General features: G+C 43.4%; 20 protein-coding genes and 1 tRNA gene. 8 read left to right on the top strand and 13 right to left on the bottom strand.

From position 1 onward, the window contains the following. Positions 1 to 88: 88 nt before the first annotated feature. Entirely contained in the window at positions 89 to 646 is a 558-nt protein-coding gene (locus JMW90_RS08385; protein WP_201563138.1) for an Rrf2 family transcriptional regulator, read from the bottom strand. A 410-nt stretch (positions 647 to 1,056) separates the two neighbouring features. Here JMW90_RS08385 and ychF point away from each other — a divergent pair, with 410 nt between their 5' ends. The 3 genes from ychF (at position 1,057) to JMW90_RS08370 (ending at position 4,460) form a co-directional block, all read left to right on the top strand. After that, the gene (ychF, locus tag JMW90_RS08380; RefSeq protein ID WP_201563136.1) at positions 1,057 to 2,148 is read left to right on the top strand and encodes a redox-regulated ATPase YchF; all 1,092 of its coding nucleotides are present in this window, start codon (positions 1,057 to 1,059) and stop codon (positions 2,146 to 2,148) included. Between the two features lie 136 nt (positions 2,149 to 2,284). Further along, complete coding sequence (locus tag JMW90_RS08375; RefSeq protein WP_201563134.1) at positions 2,285 to 3,694, top strand: deoxyguanosinetriphosphate triphosphohydrolase; 1,410 nt, start codon at positions 2,285 to 2,287, stop codon at positions 3,692 to 3,694. Between the two features lie 82 nt (positions 3,695 to 3,776). Beyond that, complete coding sequence (locus JMW90_RS08370; protein ID WP_201563132.1) at positions 3,777 to 4,460, top strand: TetR family transcriptional regulator; 684 nt, start codon at positions 3,777 to 3,779, stop codon at positions 4,458 to 4,460. Between the two features lie 183 nt (positions 4,461 to 4,643). Here JMW90_RS08370 and gspK read toward each other — a convergent pair whose 3' ends face one another. The 8 genes from gspK to tsaA form a co-directional block, all read right to left on the bottom strand. Beyond that, positions 4,644 to 5,711 carry a type II secretion system minor pseudopilin GspK gene (gene gspK / locus JMW90_RS08365; RefSeq protein ID WP_201563130.1) on the bottom strand — a complete coding sequence of 356 codons (1,068 nt, stop codon included), beginning with the start codon at positions 5,709 to 5,711 and terminating at the stop codon, positions 4,644 to 4,646. Between the two features lie 33 nt (positions 5,712 to 5,744). Then, complete coding sequence (gene gspJ, locus JMW90_RS08360) at positions 5,745 to 6,629, bottom strand: type II secretion system minor pseudopilin GspJ (RefSeq protein ID WP_201563128.1); 885 nt, start codon at positions 6,627 to 6,629, stop codon at positions 5,745 to 5,747. Beyond that, complete coding sequence (gene gspI, locus JMW90_RS08355; protein WP_201563126.1) at positions 6,626 to 7,120, bottom strand: type II secretion system minor pseudopilin GspI; 495 nt, start codon at positions 7,118 to 7,120, stop codon at positions 6,626 to 6,628. The genes gspJ and gspI overlap by 4 nt, the downstream gene beginning before the upstream one ends. Positions 7,121 to 7,123: 3 nt before the next feature. Continuing rightward, positions 7,124 to 7,816 carry a prepilin-type N-terminal cleavage/methylation domain-containing protein gene (locus JMW90_RS08350; RefSeq protein WP_201563124.1) on the bottom strand — a complete coding sequence of 231 codons (693 nt, stop codon included), beginning with the start codon at positions 7,814 to 7,816 and terminating at the stop codon, positions 7,124 to 7,126. A 176-nt stretch (positions 7,817 to 7,992) separates the two neighbouring features. Then, complete coding sequence (locus JMW90_RS08345; RefSeq protein WP_201563122.1) at positions 7,993 to 8,676, bottom strand: TetR/AcrR family transcriptional regulator; 684 nt, start codon at positions 8,674 to 8,676, stop codon at positions 7,993 to 7,995. Between the two features lie 232 nt (positions 8,677 to 8,908). After that, positions 8,909 to 9,697: a TatD family hydrolase gene (locus JMW90_RS08340; protein ID WP_201563120.1), complete on the bottom strand. Its 789-nt coding sequence runs from the start codon at positions 9,695 to 9,697 to the stop codon at positions 8,909 to 8,911. Between the two features lie 150 nt (positions 9,698 to 9,847). Continuing rightward, entirely contained in the window at positions 9,848 to 11,635 is a 1,788-nt protein-coding gene (gene tfpB / locus JMW90_RS08335; protein WP_201563118.1) for a type IV pilus assembly ATPase TfpB, read from the bottom strand. A gap of 59 nt (positions 11,636 to 11,694) precedes the next feature. After that, positions 11,695 to 12,573 (bottom strand): tRNA (N6-threonylcarbamoyladenosine(37)-N6)-methyltransferase TrmO, encoded by an 879-nt coding sequence (gene tsaA, locus JMW90_RS08330; protein WP_201563116.1) that lies wholly within the window; start codon positions 12,571 to 12,573, stop codon positions 11,695 to 11,697. Positions 12,574 to 12,970: 397 nt separating this feature from the next. On the opposite strand from tsaA, the gene JMW90_RS08325 reads away from it, so the two are divergent. The 3 genes from JMW90_RS08325 (at position 12,971) to JMW90_RS08315 (ending at position 14,870) form a co-directional block, all read left to right on the top strand. Next, entirely contained in the window at positions 12,971 to 13,744 is a 774-nt protein-coding gene (locus tag JMW90_RS08325; protein ID WP_201563114.1) for a ferredoxin--NADP reductase, read from the top strand. Between the two features lie 136 nt (positions 13,745 to 13,880). After that, a tRNA-Leu gene (locus JMW90_RS08320) sits at positions 13,881 to 13,967 on the top strand. A gap of 294 nt (positions 13,968 to 14,261) precedes the next feature. Next, the gene (locus JMW90_RS08315; protein ID WP_201563112.1) at positions 14,262 to 14,870 is read left to right on the top strand and encodes a nitroreductase family protein; all 609 of its coding nucleotides are present in this window, start codon (positions 14,262 to 14,264) and stop codon (positions 14,868 to 14,870) included. A gap of 105 nt (positions 14,871 to 14,975) precedes the next feature. Here the strand turns inward: JMW90_RS08315 and nhaC are convergent, their stop codons facing one another. The 4 genes from nhaC to hppD all read right to left on the bottom strand — a co-directional run bounded on the left by nhaC (position 14,976) and on the right by hppD (position 19,247). Then, positions 14,976 to 16,400, bottom strand: a complete 1,425-nt coding sequence (nhaC, locus tag JMW90_RS08310; protein ID WP_201563110.1) for a Na+/H+ antiporter NhaC — start codon at positions 16,398 to 16,400, stop codon at positions 14,976 to 14,978. Between the two features lie 92 nt (positions 16,401 to 16,492). Then, a complete protein-coding gene (locus tag JMW90_RS08305) occupies positions 16,493 to 16,834 on the bottom strand; it encodes a 4a-hydroxytetrahydrobiopterin dehydratase (protein WP_201563108.1) in 342 nt (113 codons plus the stop codon). A 243-nt stretch (positions 16,835 to 17,077) separates the two neighbouring features. After that, the gene (phhA, locus tag JMW90_RS08300) at positions 17,078 to 17,980 is read right to left on the bottom strand and encodes a phenylalanine 4-monooxygenase (protein ID WP_201563106.1); all 903 of its coding nucleotides are present in this window, start codon (positions 17,978 to 17,980) and stop codon (positions 17,078 to 17,080) included. 166 nt (positions 17,981 to 18,146) lie between these two features. After that, positions 18,147 to 19,247 (bottom strand): 4-hydroxyphenylpyruvate dioxygenase, encoded by a 1,101-nt coding sequence (hppD, locus tag JMW90_RS08295; protein ID WP_201563226.1) that lies wholly within the window; start codon positions 19,245 to 19,247, stop codon positions 18,147 to 18,149. A gap of 166 nt (positions 19,248 to 19,413) precedes the next feature. Between hppD and JMW90_RS08290 the strand changes: the two genes are divergently transcribed. Together JMW90_RS08290 and JMW90_RS08285 are read left to right on the top strand one after the other, a co-directional pair. Next, a complete protein-coding gene (locus tag JMW90_RS08290) occupies positions 19,414 to 20,343 on the top strand; it encodes a LysR family transcriptional regulator (RefSeq protein ID WP_201563104.1) in 930 nt (309 codons plus the stop codon). Between the two features lie 190 nt (positions 20,344 to 20,533). Further along, positions 20,534 to 21,730 carry an amino acid aminotransferase gene (locus JMW90_RS08285; protein WP_201563102.1) on the top strand — a complete coding sequence of 399 codons (1,197 nt, stop codon included), beginning with the start codon at positions 20,534 to 20,536 and terminating at the stop codon, positions 21,728 to 21,730. The last annotated feature ends 69 nt before the right edge of the window (positions 21,731 to 21,799 follow it).

Here is a 21,799-nt window from a genome sequence, read left to right as displayed (position 1 = left end):
TGCATTAATAATAACTTAACAATGATTAGCAAGTAAATCATAAAATCTTATTAAATATAAATTACCTCTTAAAAAACGGGAAAATATATTATGACAATAACGCTGCAAGCTCATCCTTATTGCTGATAATATCTGCCAATGTATAGCGCTCAAGCACCGCAATAAATGCGGTCAACGCTTCAAAAAGCACCTGTTTTAACTGACAGACCGGACTGATAATACAGCCTGAAGCTATATGGCTTGCGGTCTCATCAATCAGTTTTAATGACATGTCGTTGGCGTAAGCGCTCTTGTTTGCTACATTCATCATAGCCCTGCTAGCACCATCAGTGTTCGGACTCGGACTGTTCAACAAGTCTGTAGAAAAACATTCAACCAAAGCAAAATCTGGCTCTATTTGTTTAATCAATACGCCCAAATTAATGTCTTTTGGCGCGCAAGCCAAGCGAATACCACCATTCTTACCGCGCACGCTATCGATATAACCCAGTTGCCCCAGCTGATGAATAATCTTAGTCAAATGACTTTTAGATATATGATAGCTATTGGCAATATCACTGATATTTGCCAATAGATTCGGCTCGGGCTTAGTCGCCAAATATATTAACGAGCGCAGCGCATAATCACTGTAATTGGTCAATCGCACCTTGAAGTGCTCCTATTTTTAATGGGTTATTGATTTATTCTAAGGACTGTCTTAGATAAGTAAAGTGATTTGGGAGTGCTTTGTAAGAAAAAATGAATTGAATGGCTACAAGTAAATTCAGCTTATTCAATGATTCATTGCTCGTTCTACCATCAGAGGCACAGCAAGCAAGAAAAACTAACCCCAGTAGTGATTTATAACATTTGTATTTCTTTTATTTAGGACTGACTATAGCTTAATATGCTAATAAAAATCTAAAAGGCAGCTGATTCGACGCGATGAAAACCCACTTAAGCAGTATAACAACCTCACCCATATTCGGTTAAATTTGCTACAATACGCCCAATTTTGAGTTACTATTTTACTAAGTCTTATATCAACTGATTTTATCAATATATTGAGAGCATGTTATGGGTTTTAATTGCGGCATCGTCGGTCTACCAAACGTGGGTAAATCCACCCTGTTTAATGCCTTGACCAAAGCGGGTATCGCCGCTGAAAACTTTCCATTTTGTACCAAAGATCCCAACACCGGTATCGTTCCTGTACCTGACCCACGCCTAAAGAAACTGGCTGACATCGTCAACCCTGAGCGCGTATTACCAACGACGATGGAGTTTGTTGATATCGCAGGCTTGGTCGCTGGTGCGTCAAAAGGCGAAGGGATGGGCAACCAATTCTTAGCCAATATCCGTGAGACCGATGCCATTGCACATGTGGTACGCTGTTTTGATGATGATAACGTCGTACACGTCGATGGTCGCGTCAGCCCAATCGACGACATCGAAACCATCAATACTGAATTGGCGTTAGCCGATTTAGAAGCAGTTGAGCGTGCGATCTTTAACTTGACCAAAAAAGCCAAAGGCGGCGATAAAGACGCGCAAGCCATGCTTGATGTGTTCAAAAAAATCGAACCATTATTAGCAGAAGGTCAAGCCGCTCGCGCCGCCAATCTTGATGCTGATGAGAAAAAACTCATCAGAAGCTATGGTTTAATCACTCTGAAGCCTACCATGTATATCGCTAACGTCTCTGAGGATGGCTTTGAGAATAACCCGTACTTAGATGCGGTGCGCAACTATGCCACTGGCGAAGATTCTATCGTCATCGCGCTATGTAATCAAATCGAATCTGAAATTGCCCAGCTCGATGAAGACGACAAAAAAGACTTCTTGGCTGAGATGGACATGCTCGAGGCCGGTCTAGACCAAGTCATTCGCGGTGGTTATGATTTACTTGATATGCAAACTTACTTTACCGCTGGTGTGAAAGAGGTGCGTGCATGGACAGTAGCCGTTGGTGCAACCGCTCCTCAAGCAGCTGGCGTGATTCATACCGATTTTGAGCGCGGTTTTATTCGTGCTGAAGTGATTGCTTATGATGACTTTATCGAACACAACGGCGAAAAAGGTGCTGCTGCTGCCGGCAAATCACGCTTAGAAGGTAAGACTTATATCGTACAAGATGGTGATGTGATGCATTTCCGTTTTAACGTTTAATGCTTAACCTTTAATAGTAGATGGCGTGTTTACACAGTCTTAGCATAGAACAACCAAAAGCCAGCCTTGATGCTGGCTTTTTTTATTATACTGGGAGCGACAACAGTTAAATAATAAAAATAACGGACTATAAACTATGCGCACTCCTATCAATAAACCACTTAATAGCCGTAGCCATTGGGCAAAGCTATTTAGCGCCCAGCGTTTGGGCAGCCACAAAAAAGCCCCTGCTCAAGACAGCGCACGTTCTTCTTTTCATAAAGACTATGACAGACTGGTATTTTCGCACTCCTTTCGTCAGCTCAATCAAAAAACCCAAGTACATCCACTGACCAATCAATTGGGCATTCATACACGCTTAACGCATTCGCTTGAAGTCTCTTGTATCGGACGCTCTTTGGGCGTAATGGCAGCAGAGAAGCTGCATCATACATTAGAAGGCGGTTTACCTGACGGTGTCACGCCAGCTGATGTGGGTGTTATTGTACAAGCGGCCTGCCTCGCCCACGACATTGGCAATCCGCCGTTTGGTCATGCCGGAGAGTACGCCATTCGTGATTGGTTTATGCATTCTGAACGTCAAACCATTCTGCAAAATATGAGCAGTAATGAGCAATTAGACTTACTGGCGTATGAGGGTAATGCCCAAGGTTTTCGCATATTAACTCGTAATGAGCATCACCCTGATGCAGGCGGTATGCGCTTGACTTGTGCCACGCTAGGCGCGTTTATGAAATATCCTTGGCTTGCCACACATAGCAATGAGGCTTATCAAGATAAAGCTACGAGCAATATACAAAAATTTGGCTGCTTTTATAGTGAAGCCGCACAATTAGAACAGCTGGCAGCATGCTTAAGTCTGCCGCGCTCAAAGCATCACGACGGTTTTGCTCGTCATCCACTCGCCTATTTATTAGAAGCTGCGGATGATATCTGCTATGCACTGATAGATTTAGAGGATGGCATCAATCTGAATATGCTTACTTACGCTGAGGTGGCGACTATCTTCTATGAGCTTATTGGCGAGCATCCTAGTACTATCAGCCTGCCTGCGCACATGTCCGTCAGGCAACATCTGGCATCACTACGTTCACGGGCAATGATGCGCTTGGTCAATAGTGTCACCGATGCCTTTGTTGCCAATAGTGATGCGATGCTAGCGGGTACGTTAGATGGCAGCCTATTTGCGCATTGTGATGTGGCCGTTCAAAGCGGTATTACCCAAGCCAAAGACTTAGCACGTGAAAAAATATTTAACCACCCAAGTAAAGTACGTATGGAGCTGATGGCCAATCAATGCCTGCATCGCCTGTTGGATGCTTTTATGCCATTAGCGTGGACAAATGAGATAAGCACACCGATGTCCTTTGAGCAGCAGCGTTTGCTCATGTTATTAAAGCCACATTTTGATGAGCATCAGCGCTTTTTGTCAGATGATATTTATCAAAATATGCTTAATGTCTTAGATTTTATCACGGGCATGAATGACCATGAAGCTTATCGATTGGCCCAAGAGCTACAAGGACATTGGGGGACTGTTGTTTAAAAGCGACATTTAAGCGTATTTCATTCGTATTTTTGCAATGAAATGAGTATGATAGACATCTATCGGTTAATTTTGAAATATTATGAGCAGTCGCGAACAAAAAAAACTTCAAACTCGGCACGCGTTTTTTAATGCAGTGCTCGATTTATGTATGACAGGACAATCTTTTAGCTCTATTAGCCTCAGACAAGTCACGCGAGAGGTTGGTGTCGTGCCGACCGCATTTTATCGCCATTTCGATGATATGGAATCGCTCGGTCGCGCCTTGGTGATTGAGGAGTTAGGGGGTACATTAGCCACCTTGAGTAATAGCTTACATATTGGGCGTAAACGCAGCTTTGAGCGTCAAATCGCCAAAAGTATTCAGCTTTTTTTGCATATGGTCAGTGAGCAACCCTACTATTGGCAGTTTTTGGTCAGTGAGCGATATGGTGGCTCAGATGCCGTCCGTAAAGCCATCAATGAGCTTATCAAACAGCATGGGCGAAGCTTAGCAGACGATTTGGCGCTACAGCCTGCTTTTACCCATATCAATACTTATGATCGTAGACTGCTGGCTGAGGCTGGGGTCAATATGTTCTTTTCTTGGATTATTGATTGGCTAGAGCTGACTTATACCGAAGATCATGACGATGAAGTCGATTTGGCTGAAATTGAACAGCGCAAGCAGTTGATGCTACATAACTGCACGCGCCAAGCTCAGATGCTGTTCTATGGCGCTTATAACTGGAAATCTACTGAAGAAACTCATCTGAGTGATCAATAAGAGATATATAGTTAAAATATCCCAAAAATGCTACAGTGCTGCTGGTATAAATTTTTTGCAGCCTCTGTCTGCATAGGCACAGCAAGCAAGAAAAATTAATATCAGCAGTACTTGATGTATCGATATTACTTTTCCTTGACTATATTTGATTATCCTTTGATGGTTATCGTTTAATGATAATCATCAAAAATTCGGTCGAAATGCCCAAAGTCGCTGCGTCACCACGCGGACTTCTTTGGGCTTTTTGTTGTCGGCATTGCTAGTACTATCATTAATATTGCTACTGCTATTTCCCGTATCATCAGTAGCAGTTTTGCTAATAATGATGGTTGCATAGCGCTGTCTTGCCTGACCAACAGTTGCATTATCAGTAGAGGTAATAAGTGCTGTAAATGCTTGGCTATCAACCGCTAGTAATGGTGCTAGTGCTTTTCGTTGCGGCTCATCTAGACTGCTTAATATTGGCAATTGCCATATATCATCAATAGACTCAAATACTTGTTTTGCCCGCAAATCGACGATGGTCTGCATCTGCTGGCTGGTTGCGCCGTCCATCAGAGCAGCAAGTACAACTGGACTGGCTGTATTCATATTAATAGGTAAATAATGCGGCACGACTGTGATATAAGGTCGTAGCGCTGCCAACACCTCAGCATTTACGCCTTTCACATTTTGCAGCTGCTCAATATTGACAAATCGTTGATTAGGTAAATCGTTATCCGCTGGGTTATTAGACTGCTGGCTATAAACCGTACTTTCATCACCGCCATCTTGATAAATCTCACTGTCTGCATCCTGATAATCAAGAACAGCAATAGCAATGTCTGGCGCCAAATTCAATTGGGTTAATAGCCGTTGAAATACTGCCAAAGCATTACTATCGACCCTGCCGTTTTGATACAGATTATTGATGTTAAAGCGACTGGCTTCATCACGCATCTCAATACCAATGCTATGTATGCCCAAGGTATAAGGGGGTATAGGCTTTGCCCAAATATCTTGCGCGCTATCGGTATCATTCAGATTAGCGTCAGCACGGATCATCGTAACGGCGAGTTGCTGACCAGCATCGATATCTTGTAATAGCTGGTTTTGATCAAACAACAAACCGCTGCGTCTAATGGCAATTTTTTGACTGGCAAGCATCGCCCCTGCGACCACTGTAATACTGACCACTAGTAATAAAATAGTGAGTAGCGCGACCCCGCGCTGAGAGTCGGTTTTCATGGGCATAACTGGCATGCTTGACATATATAGCCTCTATTATTGAGCAAACGGCACCTGTTAAATCCCGTTTCCTAAAGTATCATTGTCTACATTGCCATTGGCTGCATCATTGTTGCTCGTACCGTTACTATTATCGTTATTGGTATCGCTGTTGCCGTTGCCGTTGCCGTTGCCGTTGCCGTTAGAATTATCAGGAGTATTATTTTTATTTGCACTATTATTCGGTATTGGCTGGGGAGTAAGCGCCCATTGCCAAGTAATCGGCATATCTTGATAAGTAAAAGTGACAGCCACCCCTTTCGGTAGTAGCACAATCTCAGGCTGAGCATTGGCTGAAACCGTCCCTTGTCCAGACTGGCTGTTTAAACTGGCATTGTTACTATTACTGTCTTCACTGGGAAACTTTGTACTCATTTCTGGCAAATAGGCTTGCCACCGCCCTGCTGTCACGCCTTCAAGTAATACACTGTCCAAGCTGATGCTATCACTGCCACCTACACTCGTATACTGACGGCGAATCAAGCGCTCATCGACAAAAATATATTCGACGCGCTGCATACTAGGACTGCTTTGGTATCGAGGATCAGGATCAGCAAAACGGACAAAGCTGACATGCTCACCATCCAAACTCATAAAAGGTTCAGGCACAGGCTGTGGCGTATTTTCTTGATTGCTATTATTTGCATTATCAATATTTGAAGCATTAGTTAAAGCATTGGCATTTTGAGTACTTACTGCTTGATAAGGAACGATTTGTCCCATATCTTGTTGTAGCTGCAAATAAGCATATTGTAAAACGGCTAAATTATCCGCATGAAATTGTGCACGTTCTCGAGCACGGTTGACGCTATCGAATACCTGCCAGCCTGCCACTGCTAGCATCGCAAATATCGCCATGGCGACCATCAGCTCAAGTAAGGTAAACCCACGTTGCTCTCTCATGGATTGACTCCTGCTTGCCCAGAGCCGCTTGTACTACCACTACCTAAATCTAAACGACCAACCTCTTGCTTTGAGTTGCTAAGTATCAAATTGATATCATTGACTGTGGTACGCGCCTGACCATCTATGATAGGTGCAACGGCGATATTCACCTCTTTTAATGCCGGCGTTATACCCTCACCCACCTTCATCGTAATTTGCCAATCGCGACCTTGGGCATTGATTGTTTGGGTGCTATTAGCCGTTAGCCATGTCTCTTGAATACGTAAGTCAGCAGCAGCGTTTTGGGCAACAAAATGAGCAAGCGTACGTGTCCGTAATACATCGACTGAGCTCAAATAAGCACTACTGGCACGGCTCGCAGCCACAGCCACAACCGCTAAAATCGCTAGAGCAACCATCACCTCAATCAAGGTAAATCCACTCTCATACTTTGATAGGGTTGGCTTTCGGTTTATGTATATAGGCTTGACTTTATTATTATTCATCATCAGCTATTGCCCTTGTCCTATCGACCCTAGCGATATGTTGCCATCTGGCATAATCGTGATGACTTCACCCACCAAACGCGAATTATGGCGCACTTCAATGGTCACCGGTGCGGCTTGCCCCGTGCCAAACCATAACACTTGCGGTACCGTTTGATCGGTAAACCAAGGTTGAATCGTTTGAGTTTGTCCTCTATTTGACACATTATTAGCATCTAGACTTTGTACACTCAAACTTACACCAGCAGGTAACTCAGGCAAAGTAACCTCTGACTCAACCTCCCAGCTTGGCGTTGGTAATTTATTTTCAATCCCACCAGACATACTGGATAAATCGGTAGACAGCTCCATTGAATTTTTAGGCGTGCTGTCTCTACTAGAAGACGTGGAGGCAGCCGTTTGATAAGCAATATAAGGGTTGGATAAAGTGACAATAACAGGAGTCACTTGACCTTGCTTATTGGCTTGCAGACTCAAACCCATCGGCTGCATACGTTCCGCTGATAACAATCTAACATAACTCAATGAATCCGTCAGATGCTCATAAAACGCGCGATTTTTACGCGATTCACTGCTGCCAACTGATAAGCTCATCATGCCAGCAAATATAGACAAAATAACCACGACGACGACGATTTCTACCAGCGTAAAGCCAGCTTGGGCGTGATGATGTGTCATTGGTGATAAAGGTTTTGACATACAGAGGTCATCTAGAATGGCGTCATCCTATTAAAAATGACGTTATATGGGATATGATATAAAACGACAGATATGACTGACTGTATCAAGTATAGGTTAATGTGCTGCCATATAGCATATAACAACACAGATTTTTATAAAATAACCACTCATGGTTTTCACGGTACCGTAAAAACCTAATAATGGGTATTGCGATGCTCTTCTGACTCAGTATCGATCTGCTCAACCAATTCCTGCATATCCTTATCCAATACTTCATCTTCAACCGCCGGATAATGGCTTGGCAGCTCTAACATTTGCTGCACAAAGGCGTAGCGTAAGGTATCTCGGCGTCCTAAATAACGCTGATAGAAGCTTGAATTTAGTAAACCTGCGCCGCCCTGACCCATCGCCCAGATAGAAGACAAATAATCACGCGTGCTCAAACTGCTGTGCTCATCCTTCAGATAAGCACTGATAATATCAATTAAGCGCTTCATGCGCTGACGGCGAATATCATAAAGCTCACCAAATAGGCGATTAAGACCCGTCACTGATGCAGCTAACCGCTCTTCGATTTGATTGAGTAGCATGGCTTTTTGTGGGTTAAACAGCTGCTGAAAAATCATACGGGCGACACCTGCTGATGGGCAATCGTCAATGCGATTGATCTCAAACAGCTGCTCTTCATAACGAATAATAATACGCAGATAAAGCTCATCTTTGCTAGAAAAATGCTTATACAATGTGCCTTTAGCCAAATCAAGCTGGTCTGCCAAGCTGTCCAAAGTGATGTCACCATCGCCTGACTCAAGTAGCAACTGCTCTGCCATTGCTAAGATATTCTCTTCTCGTACCTTGAATTGATGCTGACGACTCATAACCTCTCCTAAAACTTGACAATATCATACATATGACCACAGTTTGCATTGACATATCGGCATCCAGAATATCAGATAATGCAAAGACTGCGCGACGAACAAAACGAAGGAATATGCTTATGTGTGCTAAATAGTCATTTATAATCATGCGGTTGCATTTAACGAACCATTGCTTGCCGTATAAAATCGCACAACTTATAATAAATGACTGAGTGGTCATATCATAACCACTTTAATGATACTGTGCTAGTAAATTCTCAAAGTTTTTTGCAGTCAATGCCCCGACCTCTTCGCTGCTGCAGCCATACATCTCTGCAATACAGCTGGCGACGTAAGGAACATATGCAGGCTCATTAGGTCGACCACGTTTGGGGACGGGCGCTAAATAGGGGCTATCGGTTTCAATCAGTATTCTGTCTCTTGGCATGTTTTTTGCGGCATCTTTGATATTTTGTGCACTTTTAAAGCTGACAATACCTGAGAAGGAGATATAAAACCCTAAGTCCAAAGCCCGTTTTGCCGTCTCCCAATCTTCAGTAAAGCAATGAATAATGCCATGCTCGGCACCTTCTGCTTTTAAAATATCAATCGTATCTTCTTTGGTATCACGCATATGGATGACAAGTGGTTTTTTTAGGCGTTGGCTGGCATGAATATGACGGGCAAGGCTGTCTTGTTGCGCTTTTTTATTGTCCGTTGACCAGTAATAATCTAGCCCCGTCTCCCCTATTGCCCACACATGATTGGCATCAGCGGTTTCTATTAGACGCTCAACAGTGGCTGATTGTAAGACGCTGATATCCTCACAAGGATGTATGCCGACGCTCATCCCAAGATTGAGCGTTTCATCGCCATAAGTCTTGACAATATTGGCAATCTCATCATATTCAGCAAAATCACACATAATCGCCATCGCACGGGTCACATTGGCGGCTTTCATAGCAGCTATCGCGCCAGACAATTGACCATCGTATTTGGTCAAATCTAAACGGTTAAGATGGCAGTGGCTGTCAGTAAACATAAACTATCTCGTTATAGTGGCTTTTTGATAATGGTTGTTCAAATAAAGTTAGGATGATAAAAAACTCAAATTGGTTATAGTCTTCATTGTTCTAAAGAACGCGCTTTTCAAGTAAAGCTTAACAAACGTATCTTTAACGCAGAGGACCCACTAATGTAGAGGTACCACTCGCATGACTTCTTCCATGGTCGTTAGCCCTTCACTAATGCGCTTTGCCCCTGACAGGCGCAGTGGCTGTACGCCTTCGCGGTAGGCTTGCTGCTTAAGTACGTCCAAATTGGCATCAGTGGCGACCAGTTTTTTCAGCTCATTCGATAATGGCATTATCTCATAAAGACCAATGCGACCTTGATACCCAGTATGGCGGCAGTGCTCACAGCCCTGCGCCTTATAAATCTGCGCTGGCACGGCAGCTCGCCATGGCTGTACCAATTCTTGCCACTGAATGGCGACTTCACTATCTGCCGTGACGTCAAACGCTTGTTTACAATGCGGGCATAATGTCCGTAACAAACGCTGCGCCATCACACCCAATATAGTCGCTGACGTCAAAAAAGGCTGAATGCCTAAATCGTGCAGACGAGTGATTGAGCTTGGCGCATCATTGGTATGCAATGTCGATAGCACCAAATGCCCCGTCAAGGATGCTTGCACTGCCATATTGGCTGTTTCGGCATCACGAATCTCACCAACCATAATGATATCTGGATCTTGGCGCATCAAAGAGCGAATGCCATCAGCGAAATACAAATCAACCCCTGGATTGACCTGCATTTGGTTAAAGGCGGGCTCAATCATCTCAATCGGGTCTTCAATGGTACAGACGTTTACTTGCTCAGTCGCCAATTGCTTGAGCGTACTATATAAAGTGGTCGTTTTACCCGAACCCGTCGGACCTGTCACTAAAATAATGCCATTAGGATGAGCCGTCAGCTCATGCCAAGTGGCAAGCTGCTTACCAGACAAGCCAAGTTGCGCAAAGGAGCGCACCAATACTTCTGGGTCAAATACCCGCATCACAAGCTTCTCACCAAAGGCTGTCGGCATGGTAGAGAGACGCAGCTCAGTCTCCAACCCTTTGGGTGTGCGCGTTTTTAGTCGTCCATCTTGCGGCTTACGTTTTTCTGCCACATTGAGCCGTCCCAAAATTTTGATACGTGCGGTCACCGCCACGATAATCGCAAGCGGCATCTCGTAGACACTATGCAGCACCCCATCGATACGAAAACGCACCTTACCTGTTTCGCGACGTGGCTCAAGATGAATATCACTGGCACGCTGCTCAAAAGCATATTGCAACAGCCAATCAACCACTTTAACAATATGCTGGTCATTGGCGTCAGGATTGGCATTATCACCAAGCTGCAATAGTGCTTCGACGTTGGTGATATCAGACGCTGCGCGTTTGTGCAAAGAGTTGGCGCCAGCAATCGCTTGCGTAACTTGATAAAACTCCTGCCGATAGCGACTCATTTGCTCAGGATTGATAAATACCGTACGATAGCTTTTTGACTTAATAAGTTTTTCAATATTGCCATGCCAGTCGGTATAAAAAGGCTGGTCAGTACCAATAACCACCTCATCAAGCGTGACTGCAATCGGCAAAATATGTTGTGAACGTGCATATTCAAACGACATGAGCCGCGTCACCGCCGGCACATCGACTTTTAACGGGTCGATACGGACGAGTGGCATATCTGCTTTGGCAGCCAACCATTGATTGAGCCATGCCAACGTCAATTTATTTTCAGGATTGTTATCGAGCGCATGACTATTTGGTAGACCAAACTCACTAATAGTCAATAGCGGATGCTGCGCCTTATTGCGGCGGCTGGTAATGACCAGATTATAGCCACGTTGATCGATTAATTTATCTGCCAACAATTCATCGAGGCACCAACGCAAATCAATTACTATCGAGTACTGTTGAGCTGGCATATTTTTCTTCTTTTATGATGTCAATCGTTTCATTGATGATAAACAATGATTGCTACGTCTTATACTTCTACCACAGCCGTTATCTGTAACTCATCTAATACTAGCATCTGAAAGCTTACATCAACAGACTTATAGCGCATGATAAATGACGTATTAGCCTCTTTACGGCGATAGGCAGGGCGTGGGTCTTGGGCGATTAATGCCTTTATAGCGTCAAAATCAGATAGTAGCAATTGCTTTTTTACCGTATCAATGACCGCTGTTACAGTCGTCTTCTCTTTTTTACTGTCTGTCTTCTCTTCATGACTTTTTTGTTTTTTATTATGGTTTTGTTTGTCAGTATTGGCACTTTGATCGACCATGAGTTGCAAAAACTGCTCATATGCAGGCTCAGTGACAGTCACACTCAATAACGCTGGAGCAGATGGGGCAAAGCCACTTTTTGCCTCAGGAAGTGCATCACTATAAGGCACATAGGGCTTGATATCGATGATTGGCGTACCATCTATCATATCAGCTCCACTTATGATGAGTAACACCCGACCCTCGATAATCTCAATGCGTTCAAGCTTAACCACAGACAGTCCAAGCGCACAGGGACGGTACATACTACGACTGGCAAACACTCCTATTTTTTGATTGCCACCCAAACGCGGTGGTCGCACTTGCGCACGGAAGCTGCTATCTGCTTTGTTAGCCTGTTTGTCTTTATGCAAATAGTTATGATGAAATTGCCAGCTGATCCAAATATGGCTGAATTCCTCTAAACCTACTACTGCGGCGGGCGTATTATAAGGTTCAATCATCTCAATTACACTGGTCAATGCCACCAAATTTGGCTGTCTGGGCGCGCCAAATTTTTGTGAAAGCGGTGCATGATGATAGCCGATAATAGGTGCTACATGATAGCTCAAAGGCGAAACAGGCTGACAAGACATAAATCAAATCCGGAAAAGTTAAACCGTTATTTATAGTAAAGAGAACAAGCTATACAAACTCATTCTGGCAAATCATACAAAATAATTCACTAACGATATTCCATTTTATCATGCTATACAAAGGCCGCTTGACAGATTTTTATTTTAAAGTTTGTTATGATGAGCAATGAATTTATTGAGAATGGCTTGCATTCGCCAATAATGGCTTGAAAAATTACGGTCATGAGCGGCACCATCACCTTATAACACCGAACAATACTGTTAAAATAACAGGGCGATGGCTTAGCATTTATCTCATATTAAAATTTTGTACCATTTTGACGTTATTATTAAAAATGGTTATTCAGTACTTATTTAGATTGTTTGATACAGATTACTACTTACTAACGAGGGCTTTATGTCAAAACTCCGCACCGAAACGGTTACAGAAGTGCATCATTGGAATGATGCCCTATTTAGCATCAAAACCACTCGCGACGATGGCTTGCGCTTTCGCAATGGTGAATTTGCGATGATTGGCTTGGTCGTTGATGGCAAACCGTTGTTGCGAGCTTACTCGATTGCCAGTCCTAATTACGAAGAACATCTGGAGTTTTTTTCCATTAAAGTGCAAGACGGTCCATTAACCTCGCGTTTGCAGCATATCAAGGTCGGCGACGAGCTATTGGTCAGCAAAAAACCAACGGGGACTCTCGTACTAGACGATTTACTACCGGGCAAACACCTATACATGCTGTCAACCGGCACAGGTGTTGCGCCATTTTTAGCTTTAGCACGCGACCCTGAAGTCTACGAGCGTTTTGAAAAGGTAATCTTGGTACATGGTGTGCGCGGTGTCAGTGATTTGGCGTATCGTGAGATGTTCGAAAATGAGCTGCCAAATGATGACATCTTTGGTGAAGATTTCCGTGAAAAATTCATTTATTATCCAACTGTGACTCGCGAAGAATTTAGAAACAGCGGTCGTATTACCGACTTAATGAAATCTGGTAAGTTCTTTGAAGATATTGGTTTACCACCAATCAATAAAGATGATGATCGTGTCCTCATTTGCGGTAGCATGCCTTTTAATGCAGAAGTTTCAGCTATTTTAGATGACTTTGGTCTGACCGTCTCACCACGTATGGGCGTTCAAGCGGACTATGCGGTTGAACGTGCCTTTGTGGGTTAAAAACTGAATTTTTATTTAAAATAGGGTAAATAATTCTTGACCCTCAAAAATAGGCTGCTATAATACGCAGCCTATACAGAGTTAACCCTGTAGCCCAATTCGATAATGTTTGCAGTAAAGCGTTATCACCTAACACGCCGGTGTGATGGAATTGGTAGACATGACGGATTCAAAATCCGTTGCCTTTAAAAGCGTGTCGGTTCAAGTCCGACCACCGGTACCAATTAGTAGTATAAGCAAGTCCAATTAGCCCATACGTTTAAAGCGTTTGGGTTTTTTTGTGTCCGTAGTTGTCTGTAGCTTAGCGGTCTGTAGTAAACTGAGGTTAATAACAGTAAACTAGATAGTAATTACGATTTTTACTGTTTAATTAAAATGTAGCTTTGCTTGAGTTGTTCTTGGCATAAAATAGAGAGATCCAGCTTTTAGCAGTTGGTATCAAAGTAGCTAGCGTGCCATGATGCTTAATATGTGACTTGTAATTAAATGATATTTTTCAACAATGCGGAGAAATACTATGTCAGATTTAAATACTTTACAAAATCTCGCCGAAAAACGCCGTTCTATCTATGCATTGAGTAATAAATTATCAGTATCGAATGAAGAAATCGTTAAGTTGGTTGAGCATGCTATTTTGCATACGCCATCAGCATTTAACTCACAATCAACACGTGTCGTCATATTGTTTGGTGAAGAGCATCAGAAACTGTGGAATATCGCTGAAGATGCGTTACGTGAAATTGTTAGTGACGAAGAAAATTTTAAATCAACAAAAGAAAAAATCGCTGGTTTCAAAGCAGGTGCTGGTACCGTCATGTTCTTTGAAGACCAAAGTGTCGTGAAAAGTATGCAAGAAAACGCACCGTTATATGCTGACAAGTTCCCCATTTGGGCACATCAAACCAGCGCGATGCACCAGTATGTTATTTGGACGGCATTAGCCAGCATCGACATTGGCGCAAACCTGCAACACTATAATCCTGTCATCGATGACAAAGTTGCTAAAGCGTGGAACATTGATAAAGACTGGGCGCTAAACGCACAAATGGTATTCGGTGCCATCGAGCAGCTTGCAGGCGACAAAACGTTTAAGCCTGTTGAAGAGCGCATGAAAGTCTTTGGATAATACCGCATAGCTCTTAATACTAGGTTGATCGCCATATAACTAGGCGTATCGAAAGCCCCTTTAAAGAATAACCATCCTTTAAAGGGGCTTTTCTTTGGCCATTGTTTAATTAACGGCTTGTGCTTTTTGGTGTTTACGCACATTAGAGCCATCTTTGCGCGTAATCGTTATCCCAGTAAAACCAAACAATATTGTCAGTAGCAGCGACAAATAACAGAAGAAGGCATACGGTAGATAATCGAGCACTGGCACCCCTAACGCTTGACTGATAAACACACCGCAGACACTCCATGGCACAAGTGGATTGATAACCGTACCGGCATCTTCAATGGTGCGTGATAGATTTTTAGGATGCAGATTCAAACGCTCAAACGTCGGACGAAATGCCGTACCCGATAAAAGAATACTCAAATACTGCTCACCGATAAGGACGTTGATACTGAGTGCTGACATGGCAGCGGCAAAAATAGCGCGCCCTGCTGTCGTTAAACTGTCTTTGATACCCGACAATAATGCTGGCAAAATCCCCAATGCCGTCAGCAATCCGCCTAAACTCAGCGCCAATATCACAATCGCTTGGGTAAAGAACATACTTTGAACACCGCCACGCGACAGCATACCGCCCACTTCACCAAGCTCTAGCGACTCTGCTAGCGTGTAACCTGCAAAGAAATAACCGCCCAACTGCCCAACATTTGGCGTGCTATGCATATAAGTAATGATAATTGCCACAGCAATGGTACAAATAATGGTGTAAATGGCATTAACTCGAAAGAGAGCAAGTACAATCAAGACCACAAATGGCAATACCGCATAGCCATGTACCAAGCCGCTATCAATCAATTGTCCTTGCAACACCGTCACTTGACTCAAATCAGAGCCAGCTGTCTGTCCTGAGAAAAACCAAAAAAGTATGACCGTCAATATCCATGCCGGTACTGTGGTGTACATCATATTGCGAATATGCTCAAACAAATCGATGCCTACAACCGCTGAGGCAATGGTACAAGTATCCGATAATGGTGACATTTTATCACCAAAAAACGCCCCTGATACCACAGCGCCCGCCGCAATCGCGACGTTAGCATCAAAGGCATTACTCATACCAATGAAAGCCACACCAAGCGTCGCGGCAGTCGTCAAACTACTGCCCAAAGCGATACCAATAATAGAGGTCAACACAAAGGCTGAGATATAATAATACTGCGGCGATATCAGCTCAAAGCCAAAATACATCAAGGTTGGAATGGCGCCGGACATCATTAAAGCGGCGACCATCAAACCGATAAAGAAGAATAAATAGATCGCACCGATACCGCGCATCACGCCTGATGCCATTTGCGCTTGCATATCATCAAAACTCAATCCTTTGAATATACCAATGCCTAAAAGGACACAGATAGCGAGGATTAATGATAAATGCGGTACCCAGCCAAAGCCAATCATAGTAACGCCCATGATGGCAATAACAACGGCTGAAATCATAAATGCCATTTGCGGTGAGATTTGGGTTAGAATTTTTGGAGGCATCACACATCCTTAGAGTGCCAGTAGATTCTGGCATTAGGGTTTGATTTTAGGGTAGCAAGTGTAATCAGTTGCTAGTAGTATGACTACTCTGATTATTTGGTAAGTAAGCTATCGGTCTTGGCTGCCATGACAAAGTCATTGCGATGCAAACCTTTAATGCTGTGCGACCACCAAGTAACGGTAACCTTGCCCCACTCTACCAATATGCCCGGATGATGCCCTTCTGCTTCAGAAATCTCAGCAAGCTCATTGGCAAATGCCATTGCTAAGACAAAGTTCTTAAATTTATATTGGCGCTGTAATTGTTTGATGCCATCGACTTCAATGAGTGACCATTCTGGAATTTGTTGTAGTAGCTCTTTCGCTTCGCTGTCGCTGACCGTTGGCGCGCCAATACGGCATGCTTCACAGCTGGCTTGTGATAATGTCGTCATTATAATGTCCTTTTTTAACTATTGATTTTTAGTGATTATACGTCCGTGTTTATGCTTTTTTTACTACTCTTAAAATAAGTTATGGGCAATTCTATATAAAATCGATACGTTGTTAACCACGTGCTACTGAATTAAATTTTTCTTGCTTGCTGTTCGCAAGCGTAACAGAGGCTACGAAAAATTTAATTCAGTAGCACTCGTACCGGTTTTAAAATAAATCAACTTTATATATTCATTTTTTTGTTAGATGCTTTCGACAGTGTAAGTTGGCTCAAACAATCCTAAACTCATCGCTTTTTTTACAGCGCCCATAATGTCGCTATTCACGATATCGAATAATATATCCAAATCGTCAATTGCATAATAGATAGGCTGAATTTGGTCAATACGGTAAGGAGTGCGCAATACGTCAATCAAATCAAAGGCACGACAGTCCGGTTCATCGCTTAGGGCATAGATAGTTTCAGAGGGTGAGCTTAAGATACCACCGCCATAAATGCGGCGATTCTCTGGTTCTTGCCCGACCAAACCAAACTCAATGGTAAACCAGTACAGCCTTGCTAAAAACCATCTCTCTTCTTTGGTGGCATTGAGTCCAAGCTTGCCATAGGTTTCATTAAAAATCGCAAAGGCAGGATGGGTCAGCAGCGGACAATGCCCGACGATTTCATGAAAAATATCCGGCTCTTCGATATAGTCCATATCATCCAAGCGGCGGATAAAGGTCGCAACTGGAAAGCGTTTATCCGCTAAAAGTTTGAAGAATTTACCAAAGCTGATTAACGCTGGTACAGCAGCAGTTTGCCAACCAGTACTGGCTTGCAAAATGTCATCGATATCTTGTAGTTGCGGAATATGGGTTGCCGGTAGCTTGAGTTTTTCTAAACCCTCAAGATACGCTGAGCAGGCACGATTGGGTATTTGCTTAGCTTGACGTTCAAGCAGCGCGTGCCACATCGCATTCTCATCGTCACTATAATGAATATGACCATGAGTGTCTGGTTGACGTGATAAGTAAGGTTGCTTTTTATCAGTTGAATCGGTATGGCTGAACCCATCCGTGCCTAGCGTTTTAGAAGTCACGCTTTTGGCACTGAGGGCTTTATTGATAGAGCTGATAGAATGATTAGATTGTAGGCGTTCCATGCCTGTGTTCCTTTTATTGACGTTCGTACGTGAGCTTTTAGCCAGCAAACGCCAACTATTATTTTGGATTTACTATCTCAAGCCATACTTTGCCCATTAAGGACAAGACAAACTCCTTTTGCCTTGCCCGTAGATTACTTTTATTGACTTAAAGTCCGACTGGAAACTATGGCGTTTCAGTCTCTGGCTGACCAACCATGCCGCGGCGGACTTGGTCGCGCTCGATAGACTCAAACAGTGCTTTAAAGTTACCTTCACCGAAGCCTTCTTCGTAATCACCTTTACGCTGGATAAACTCAAAGAATACAGGGCTACCTAGGATGGTTTCAGAGAAAATCTGTAGCAGCAGACGTGGAACATCGCCCTCAGTCGTGCCATCTAACAAGATACCGCGCATCTGTAGCTCAGAGATATTCTCGCCGTGCCCTGGTAGACGCTCATCTAGCATTTTATAATAAGTCTCATTCGGCGCTGTCATAAGCGGGATACCCATGTTTCGCAATTTGTCGATGCTAGACAATAAGTCATCACTCAATAGCGCGATATGCTGGATACCTTCGCCATTGAATTGCATCAAGTACTCTTCGATCTGACCGCCGCCCTGCTTCGACTCTTCATTCAATGGGATACGAATTTTGCCATCAGGCGCAGTCATCGCTTTACTAGTCAAGCCAGTGTATTCACCTTTGATATCGAAATAACGGATTTCGCAGAAGTTAAAGATACGCTCATAAAAATCTGCCCAGTACGCCATGCGACCACGGTAGACGTTATGCGTTAGATGGTCGATAACCTTAAAGCCAAAGCCTTTTGGATACTTATCAACATCAGGCAGATATTCAAAATCGATGTCATAGATAGAGTTACCAGCGGTAAAGCGGTCGATAAGATAAATGAGCGAGCCGCCGATACCTTTGATCGCTGGCAGACGTAATTCCATCACCCCTGTCTTGACATCGACTGGCTCAGCACCGTTTTCGATCGCCAACTCATAAGCTTGCTTTGCATTTTTTACACGGAAACCCATGCTACAGGCGCCGGCACCATGCTCACCTAAAAAGTAGCTGCCATGGCTTTTTGGTTCGCGGTTTAATATGAGATTGATGTCTCCTTGACGAAACAAGGCAACATCTTTTGAGCGGTGATTGGCGACATGAGTAAAGCCAAGGTTGCAAAACAACTCTTCGACAAGCTCAGGCTCTTGTGAGACGAACTCAACAAAATCGAAGCCTTGTAGGCCCATAGGGTTGTCAAATAAATCTGCCATTACTTGTGCCATTGTCATCATCCTTAATTGCAATTGGTGGTATAAAGCGCTAAAAATTAGCAAAAAATAAGTTTCATCAATCATTCCTATTGACGATTCATTTATATTAGATTAGCTTGATTTATAAGACTAATCGTATTTTTTGATTTATTTATCAGGTTTACTTATGAATATCAGTATTCGCCAACTTACCGCTTTTATCAAAGTCGCTGACAACGGCAGCTTTACTCGTGCCAGCGACCAGATGCATTTAACCCAATCTGCCGTCAGTGGATTGATAAAAGAGCTTGAATCTAGCCTTGGCATCGTATTATTTGATCGCACTACACGTCAGCTGTCGTTGTCGGCAGTTGGACGGCATCTATTGCCGCAAGCGCGGCGCATTTTAAATGAGATGCAGCTGTTTGAAAATGAAGCCAGTAGCTTAACGAGCTTAGCGCAAGGTCAAGTCAGGCTCGCTGTTTCGCAATTTGCCGCCTCCTCTATGCCAGCGGTTATCGCTCAGTTTGCCAAAGAATATCCTGATATCAGCGTATCTTTGCTCGATTGCTCAGCAGAAAATGTTCTTGAACATATTCAAAATATCGAAGTAGATTTGGGCGTGGGCACTGAGCTTGGATTTATGGAAATTGATGATGACATCAGTGCCGATTTGTTATATCAGCTACCATTCTGTGTGGTCATGCCTGATAATCATGCACTGGCACAAAGATCTGAGATTGTTTGGCAAGATTTGATTGATACGCCGCTTATTACCCTGCAAGGTCCATTTATTGAGCAAGTGACCGCTGAGCTTGATGAGCGTATCGCAAGCCACATACAACAAGCACGCTATAAAGTGAACTTTATGTCAACGGCACTTGAGATGACCCGTCAAGGCTTTGGCATTACCTTGTGTCTGCCTTACATGCCGGAGGTGATAGACTGGGTCAGCGCCAATGGTTTACAGATGCGACCTTTATCTCAGCCGGTCAAAATGCGCCGATTTTTTATTTACCAACGCTCTTCACGCGCATTATCACCAGCCAGCATTGCTTTTAAGCATTTTTTGCAGGGCTACTTTGTGACCCATTTTGATGATTTGCAAAATATTTAACAGCCAGCTTTATACCCCTTATCAAAGCAATTTAAATGATGAGTCAAGAAAAAATGATATCACTTGGCAAAAAAATGCATGAATTGGTGGGGATAATGGAATCTAACATTGAGTTAATGCCCAAACTGGTTTATGCTTTTTAGCGCCTCAACTTATACCTTTGTACTTATATCCCTTGTAAGGAAAAAACATGTTTGAACGTATCGATTACTATGCCGGCGACCCAATCTTAGGATTGATGGACAAATTTGCAGCAGACACCAACCCAGATAAAGTCAATTTGGGTGTGGGCGTCTATTATGACGAAGATGGCAAAATGCCCGTACTTGAGTGTGTAAAAACGGCTGAACAGCGTATTGCTGACCCTATCTCGCCGCGTCCGTATTTGCCAATGGCAGGTCTGCCAGGACATCGTAAAGGTTGTCAAGAACTGCTGTTTGGTAAAGATGCTCAGATTTTACAAGATGGCTTAGTGGCTACTATCGCGACCATTGGTGGTTCTGGTGCACTAAAAGTCGGCGCAGAATTCATCAATGAATGGTTCCCGCAATCTAAGTGTTACGTGAGCGACCCTACATGGGGCAATCACATTGCTATTTTTGAAGGCTCTGACGTCGAAGTCGGTAAATACCCGTACTACGATACTGCTACTGGTGGCATCAAGTTTGATGAGATGATTGCGTTTTTTGAGACATTGAATAAAGATGATGTACTTTTGCTTCATCCTTGCTGTCACAACCCAACGGGCGTTGATTTGACTCGTGAGCAATGGGATCAAGTCCTAAACGTCATTCAAGCGCGCGAGCTGATTCCATTTATGGACATCGCCTACCAAGGCTTTGGCGAAGATATGGACAGCGATGCTTATGCCATTCGTAAAGCAGTTGATATGGGTCTACCATTGTTTGTCAGCAACTCATTCTCTAAAAACTTATCGCTATATGGCGAGCGTGTCGGTGGTTTATCAGTTGTTTGCCCAACGGTAGATGAAACTGAGCGCGTCTTTGGTCAGCTGAATTCTACGGTACGTCGTATGTACTCAAGCCCGCCATCACATGGTGGTCGCGTCGTTGATATCGTTATGAACGACGAAGCCTTGCATGAGCAATGGATTGGCGAAGTATATGCGATGCGTGACCGTATCAAATCTATGCGCACCAAGCTCAAATCAGTATTGGAAGAAAAAATCCCAGGTCGTAACTTTAATTACTTGACCGCACAAAACGGTATGTTTAGCTTTACAGGTCTAACGCCTGAACAAGTTGCACAACTACAAAGCAAGTATGGCATCTATATGGTATCGAACTCACGTATGTGTGTTGCCGGCTTAAACAGTAGCAATATCGACTATGTTGCCAATGCCATGGTTGACGTTTTAAAAGACTAATCGGCTGTTAACGTCTATTGAAGTTTTTTAAAAAGGCTGAGCAATTATGCTCAGCCTTTTTTCATGCGT

Source organism: Psychrobacter glacincola (assembly GCF_904846215.1).
Classification (GTDB): domain Bacteria; phylum Pseudomonadota; class Gammaproteobacteria; order Pseudomonadales; family Moraxellaceae; genus Psychrobacter; species Psychrobacter glacincola.
Note: the sequence above shows the minus strand (reverse complement) of the source record. Positions and strands in the feature narration are given on the sequence as shown.